Below are 6,240 nucleotides of genomic sequence, written 5' to 3'. Positions count from 1 at the left end.
ACCCTGGTGCGCGGCAACCACGACGACCGTGCCGGCGACCCCCCGGCCGGCCTGGGCTTCGAGGTCGTCGACGAACCGCTGGTGCATGGCGGCTTCGCGCTGTGCCACCACCCGCGGCCGGTGGCGGGCAGCTACGTGCTGGCCGGGCACTGGCATCCGTGCATCAGCGTCGCAGGCCGCGCCTTCGAGCGGCTGCGCCTGCCGTGCTTCTGGATGGGCGACGACAGCGGCGCATTGCCGCTGCAGGCGGTCGGCGTGCTGCCGGCCTACGGCGCCTTCACCGGCATGCACCGCATCGAGCCGCGCGCGGGCGACCGCATCTTTCCGGTGGCCGGCGAGGTGGTGCGCGCGCTGCCGCCGCTGCCCGTGCCCTGAGCGCGGGCCCGGTGACGACGGCGCAATGGGTGAACGTTCGCAAAAAACGTCGAACAGCGCCGCGACTCCAGCGCTGGCAGCGGCTGCGCTAAGCGTCAGCTGACTGCGGCACCGACTTTCGCGCCAGCTTCGACGATCTCGGCCCAGGTCTGCTCGTCGATGCGGATGCCGTCGCGCTCGCGCTCGGCGCGGGCGCGGCGTTCGGGTTCGCCAGCCAGTTGAACGCCGTCGCCCTCGGGTGATGCCGGGCTTTGCTTGAGCCACTCGACGAAGGCCAGTGCTTCGGCTTCGAAGTTGGCCTGCGTGCCCAGGCGCTCGGGATCGACCACGATGGTGAACATGCCGTTGATGACGGCGCGCGCCGTGTCGGCCGGGCGGTGCCAGGTGCCGCCACCGGTGAGCGCACCCCCCAGCAGCTCGCAGGCGACGGCCATCCCGTAGCCCTTGTGTTCGCCGAACGGCATCAGCGCGCCGAACAGGCCGCTGGGCTGCGGCACGACGACCACGCCGGGGTCGGTGGTCGGCCGGCCCTGTTCGTCGATCAGGTGGCCGGGCTCCACCTGCCGGCCTTCGTTGTGCGCCACGCGCATCTTGCCCTGGGCCACGCGGCTGGTCGCGAAGTCCAGCACGAAGGGCGCGCGGCCTTTCAGCGGAATGCCGGCGCAAAACGGATTCGTGCCGAAGCGCCCGTCGCCGCCGCCCCAGGGCGCGACCACAGGGCGCGACAGCACGTTGGTGAAGTGGATCGACACCAGGCCCTCGGCCACCGCCATTTCGGCGAAATGCCCGATGCGCCCCAGGTGGTGCGCATTCGCCAGCGCCATCACGCAGCTGCCGCCGGCCTTGGCGCGTTCGATGGCAAGCGCCATCGCCTGTTCGCCCACCACCTGGCCGTAGCCGCGGCAGCCGTCCAGCGCCAGCATGGCGCCGGCGTCCAGCGTGGCGCGCACGGCGCTGTTGGGGGCCAGGCCGCCTTCGAGCACCGCGTCCACATAGCGCGGCACCATGCCCACGCCGTGCGAGTCGTGGCCGCTCAGGTTGGCCAGCACCAGGTTGCCGGCGACCTTGGCCGCTTCTTCGGGGGAACTGCCGGCGGCCTGCAGCACGCCGGCGACGGTGGCGCGCAGCGGCGCCGCTTGCAAGGTGACTGCCATGCTCACATCACCGCGCCGACCTGCCAGGGCACGAACTCGTTCTGCCCGTAGCCGTGCCTTTCGCTCTTGCTCAGCGCGCCCGACGCGGTCGCGAGCACCAGGCGGAAGATGCGCTCGCCCATCTCCTGGATCGAGGCCTGGCCGTCGATGATCTCGCCGCAGTTGATGTCCATGTCTTCTTCCTGCCGCTGCCACAGCGCGCTATTGGTGGCGAGCTTGAGCGATGGCGAGGGCGCGCAGCCATAGGCCGAACCGCGCCCGGTGGTGAAGCAGATCATGTTGGCGCCGCCCGCCACCTGGCCGGTGGCGCTGACCGGGTCGTAGCCCGGCGTGTCCATGTAGACGAAGCCGCGCTCGGTGACCGGCTCGGCGTACTCGTACACCGCCTTGAGGTTGGTGGTGCCGCCCTTGGCCACCGCGCCCAGCGACTTCTCCAGGATGGTGGTGAGGCCGCCGGCCTTGTTGCCGGGCGAGGGGTTGTTGTTCATCTCGCCGTCGTTGGCCTTGGTGTACTGCTCCCACCAATGGATCCGTGCGATGAGCTTGTCGCCGATGTCGGGCCGCACCGCGCGCCGCGTGAGCAGGTGCTCGGCGCCGTAGATCTCCGGCGTCTCCGACAGGATGGCCGTTCCGCCGTGCGCCACCAGCGTGTCCACCGCGGCGCCGAGCGCCGGGTTGGCGCTGATGCCGGAATAGCCGTCCGAGCCGCCGCACTGCAGGCCGATGGCGATGTGCTCCGCGCTGCAGGGTTCGCGCCGCACGCGGTTGGCCGCGGGCAGCATGCCTTTCACCAGCGCGATGCCGCGCTCCACCGTCTTGCGCGTGCCGCCGGTGTCCTGGATGTTGAACACCTGCAGCGTCTCGCCCTCGCGCAGGCTGCTGTGCGCGAGCCAGGCGTTGATCTGGTTGGCTTCGCAGCCGAGGCCGACCACCACCACCGCCGCGAAGTTCGCGTGCGTGGCATAGCCGGCCAGCGTGCGCTCCAGGATCTGCATGCCCAGGCCCTGGGTGTCCATGCCGCAGCCGGTGCCGTGCGTGAGCGCGACCACGCCGTCCACGTTCGGGTAGTCGCCCAGCGCGGACGGGTTGGCCTGCCGCGAGAAGTGGTCGGCGATGGCGCGCGCGGCGGTGGCCGAGCAGTTCACGCTGGAGAGGATGCCGATGTAGTTGCGCGTGGCCACGCGGCCGTCGGCGCGCCGGATGCCCATGAAGCTGGCTTCGCGGCGCGCGGGCTCGGGCTTCACGTCGGCGCCCATCGCGTAGTCGCGCGCGAAGTCGCCGCCGTTCGCACCGACGCCCAGGTTGTGCGTGTGCACGTGCTCGCCGGCGGCAATGGGCTTGCTGGCGAAGCCGATGATCTGGTTGTAGCGGCGCACCGGCTCGCCCGCGGCGATGGCGCGCATGGCCACCTTGTGGCCCGGGGGAATCAGGCCCCTGGCCTGGATGCCTTCCACCTGGGCACCGCCGACGAGCTGTGCCCTGGCGATGACGACGTCGTCCGCCGGATGCAGTCTGATGAAGGGAGTCATGGTCGGTCAAACATCCTGGTCATGAAAACATCCTGGGCAGCCACAGCACCAGCTTCGGAAAGTAGGTGATGATGGCCAGCGACCCCAGCAAGGGCACCAGCCAGGGCAGGATCGCCATCGTCGTGCGCTCCACCGACAGCTTGGCCACCCGCGCGAGCACGAACAGCACCATCCCCATCGGCGGATGCAGCAGCCCGATCATCAGGTTCAGCACCATCACCAGCCCGAAGTGGACCAGGTCGATGCCCAGCTGCTGGCAGATCGGCACCAGGATCGGCACGAGAATGGTGATGGCGGCGGTCGGCTCCAGGAAGCAGCCCACGAACAGCATCAACAGGTTGGCCAGCAGCAGGAACACCCACGGTTCCTTGGTGAACGCCAGCACCCACGACGAGATGGCCGCGGTGACGCCGGTGGCGGTGAGCATCCAGCCGAAGATGCTGGCCGCCGCCACGATGAACAGCACCGTGGCCGTGGTTTCCACCGTGTCCAGGCAGACCTTCACGAACATCTTCCAGCTGAGCGTGCGGTACCAGGCGAAGCCCAGCACCATGGCCCACACGCAGGCGGCAATGGCGCCTTCGGTCGGCGTGAACAGGCCCGTGGTCATGCCGCCGATCAGCAGCACCGGCGTCATGATGGGCAGCACCGCCTGGAAGCTGAACACCTTGTCCAGGCCGAACAGCACCACCAGGCCGGCCGCCACAGTGGCCTGCGGCGGCAGGCCCAGCTTGGTGATGAGGACCCACAGCGCCAGCGGCCAGGCGATCACCACCGCCGTCTCGGCCAGCGCCTTGACCACGCGCGGCCATTCGAACTTGACGTCCGCGCCCCAGCCGTTCTTGTGGGCGAAGTACGCCACCGTCAGCATCATCAGCACGGCCATCAGCGCGCCGGGCAGGATGCCGGCCAGGAACAGCGCGCCGACGCTCACGTTGGCCATCATCCCGTAGATCACGAAGGGCAGCGAGGGCGGGATGATCGGGCCGAGCGTGGCCGACGCGGCGGTCACGCCGACCGCGAACTCGGTGGCGTAGCCGTGGTCCTTCATCGCCTTGATCTCGATGGTGCCCAGGCCTGCCGCGTCGGCGATGGCGGTGCCGCTCATGCCGGCGAAGATCACCGAGCCCAGCACGTTCACGTGGCCGAGGCCGCCCTTGAGCCAGCCGACCAGGGCCAGCGCGAAGTTGTAGATGCGGTTGGTGATGCCGGCGTTGTTCATCAGGTTGCCGGCCAGGATGAAGAAGGGCACGGCCAGCAGCGGGAAGCTGTCGATGCCGCTCACCATGCGGTGAATCACCACGAAGGGCGGCGTGGTCTGCGCCCACAACAGGTAGATCAGCGAGGAGCCCGCCATGGCGATGGCCACCGGCAGCCCGCCGGCCATGAGGAACAGGAAAACGATCTTCAGCATGGGGTCAGGCTTTCCGGTGGCTGCGCGCAAGCGTGGAAGGAGCGGCCACGGGTTCGGGAGCCGGCACGTCCACGTCTTCCATCGCGGTCATGGGGTACTCCAGCACGCTCCAGCCGCGCCGCAGGTGCACCCGCATCACCCAGATCGAGCGCAGGAACATCGCGGCGAATCCCAGCAGGCACACGCCGTAGACGATGTTCATCGGCAGGTCGATGATGGTCATGCGGGCGCTGCCCAGCTTGATCATCATCTGCGTGGTCAGCACCACCGCCGCGCCGAAGAAGGCGATGCGCAGCACGTCCACCAGGCGCGACATCCAGCGGCCCAGCGCCGGCGGCATGTGCCGGTAGAAGAAGTCCACCTGGATGTGATTGTTCTTGGCCACGCCGATGGCCGCTCCGGTGAACACCGTGCCGATCAGCAGATAGCGCGCGATCTCCTCGGTCCAGGCGGCCGAGTCGTTCAGCACGTAGCGGGTGAAGAACTGGTAGAACACCGTCACGCCCAGCAGCCAGAAAAAGCCCAGCGCCACCCAGGCTTCGGGCGTGGTGCCGGCCAGCACCACCTCCTCGTCCTGGGCATGGAACTGCCCGTCGTCGCCCATCACCCTGGGCAGGTCCTCGATCGCTTGCATGGCAGCTCCGCTTACTTGATCGCGAGGATCTTGTCGTAGTCGGCCTGGCGGTAGCCCTGGTCGGTCGGCTTGGTGTTCTTCAGCACCGCTTCGCGAAAGGCGTTCTTGTCCACCGCGATGATGTTGATGCCCTTCTTCTTGAACTCGTCGACCAGCCGCGTCTCCGAAGCGATGATCTCGCGGCCGCTCTTGTCGGCGGCCTCGTGCATCACCTCGTCGAAGATCTTCTTGTCGGCCGCCGACAGCTTGCTCCAGGTCGCGCCCGACACCACGGTCAGCAGCGAGTCAATGATGTGGCCGGTGAGCGAGATGTTTTTCTGCACCTCGTAGAACTTCTTGGCCTCGATGGTGGGCAGCGGGTTCTCCTGCGCGTCCACCGTGCCGTTCTGCAGCGCCAGGTACACCTCGGCGAAGGCGATCGGCGTCGGGTTGGCGCCCAGCGCCTTCGGGAACGCCAGGTAAGCCGGCGCGTCGGGCACGCGGATCTTCAGGCCCTTCATGTCCTCGGGCTTGGCGATCGGGCGGTTGGAAGTGACGTGGCGCGCGCCGTAGTAGTTCAGCGCCACGATGTGGTTGCCGCTGGCCTTGTCGTAGCCGGCCGCGAGCTCGCGGAACACGTCGCTGGTGGCGTACTTCAGCTGGTGCTCGGCGTCGCGGAAGATGAACGGGAAATACGAGATCGCCAGCGGCGCGTAGCTGCGCGCGGCGAAGCTGGAGCCGGTGAGCACGATGTCCACCGTGCCCAGCTGCAGCCCCTGGTTGAGGTCGGCCTCCTTGCCCAGCGTGGACGCCGGGAACACCTGCACCTCGTAGCGGCCGCTGGTGCGCTTCTTGATCTCGTCGCCGGCCCACACCGACCACTTGTGGAACGGCTCGGAGGTCTCGTACACGTGTGCCCACTTGAGCTTGGTCTGCGCCTGCGCGAGCGCGGGCATGCCCAGCGCGGCGGCGAGCGCGGCGCAGGCGGCGAGTTTCAGGGTCGATCGCTTGGTCATCATCGCTTGTCTCCTAGTGTCCTGTCCCGATAATACGTGAGCAAAGTCGATGCAGCTTTTCAAGGATCGAATCGGCGGTCGCAGTCCATTTGAACGGCTGACAGTTTTGGTTGTGAGCGTTGACGAAATGGTCGATGCG

The 6,240-nt window shown here is 68.3% G+C and carries 5 protein-coding genes and 2 pseudogenes; 1 reads left to right on the top strand and 6 read right to left on the bottom strand.

The genetic code is table 11. The features are described 5' to 3' along the window. Window positions 1–375, top strand: a pseudogene (locus tag H0U68_RS06420) (DEAD/DEAH box helicase); the annotation flags it as partial. A gap of 95 nt (window positions 376–470) precedes the next feature. Here H0U68_RS06420 and H0U68_RS06415 read toward each other — a convergent pair. From H0U68_RS06415 to H0U68_RS06390, 6 genes and pseudogenes are all read right to left on the bottom strand, one after another. Then, window positions 471–1,529, bottom strand: coding sequence for a malate/lactate/ureidoglycolate dehydrogenase (locus tag H0U68_RS06415; protein WP_296353785.1), 1,059 nt, complete (start codon window positions 1,527–1,529; stop codon window positions 471–473). Window positions 1,530–1,531: 2 nt separating this feature from the next. Next, entirely contained in the window at window positions 1,532–3,058 is a 1,527-nt protein-coding gene (locus H0U68_RS06410) for an altronate dehydratase family protein (protein ID WP_296353783.1), read from the bottom strand. A gap of 19 nt (window positions 3,059–3,077) precedes the next feature. Then, a complete protein-coding gene (locus H0U68_RS06405) occupies window positions 3,078–4,472 on the bottom strand; it encodes a TRAP transporter large permease (protein WP_296353781.1) in 1,395 nt (464 codons plus the stop codon). Between the two features lie 4 nt (window positions 4,473–4,476). Next, the gene (locus H0U68_RS06400) at window positions 4,477–5,106 is read right to left on the bottom strand and encodes a TRAP transporter small permease (RefSeq protein WP_296353779.1); all 630 of its coding nucleotides are present in this window, start codon (window positions 5,104–5,106) and stop codon (window positions 4,477–4,479) included. A gap of 11 nt (window positions 5,107–5,117) precedes the next feature. After that, window positions 5,118–6,104 carry a sialic acid TRAP transporter substrate-binding protein SiaP gene (locus H0U68_RS06395; RefSeq protein WP_296353777.1) on the bottom strand — a complete coding sequence of 329 codons (987 nt, stop codon included), beginning with the start codon at window positions 6,102–6,104 and terminating at the stop codon, window positions 5,118–5,120. A 10-nt stretch (window positions 6,105–6,114) separates the two neighbouring features. Next, window positions 6,115–6,240 (bottom strand): annotated as a pseudogene (locus tag H0U68_RS06390) (IS630 family transposase); the annotation flags it as partial.

Source organism: Ramlibacter sp. (assembly GCF_013697775.1).
In the GTDB taxonomy this organism is placed as follows: domain Bacteria; phylum Pseudomonadota; class Gammaproteobacteria; order Burkholderiales; family Burkholderiaceae_C; genus Ramlibacter.
The sequence above is the reverse complement of the archived record's forward strand: the minus strand, read 5'-3'. Positions and strand labels throughout refer to the sequence as shown.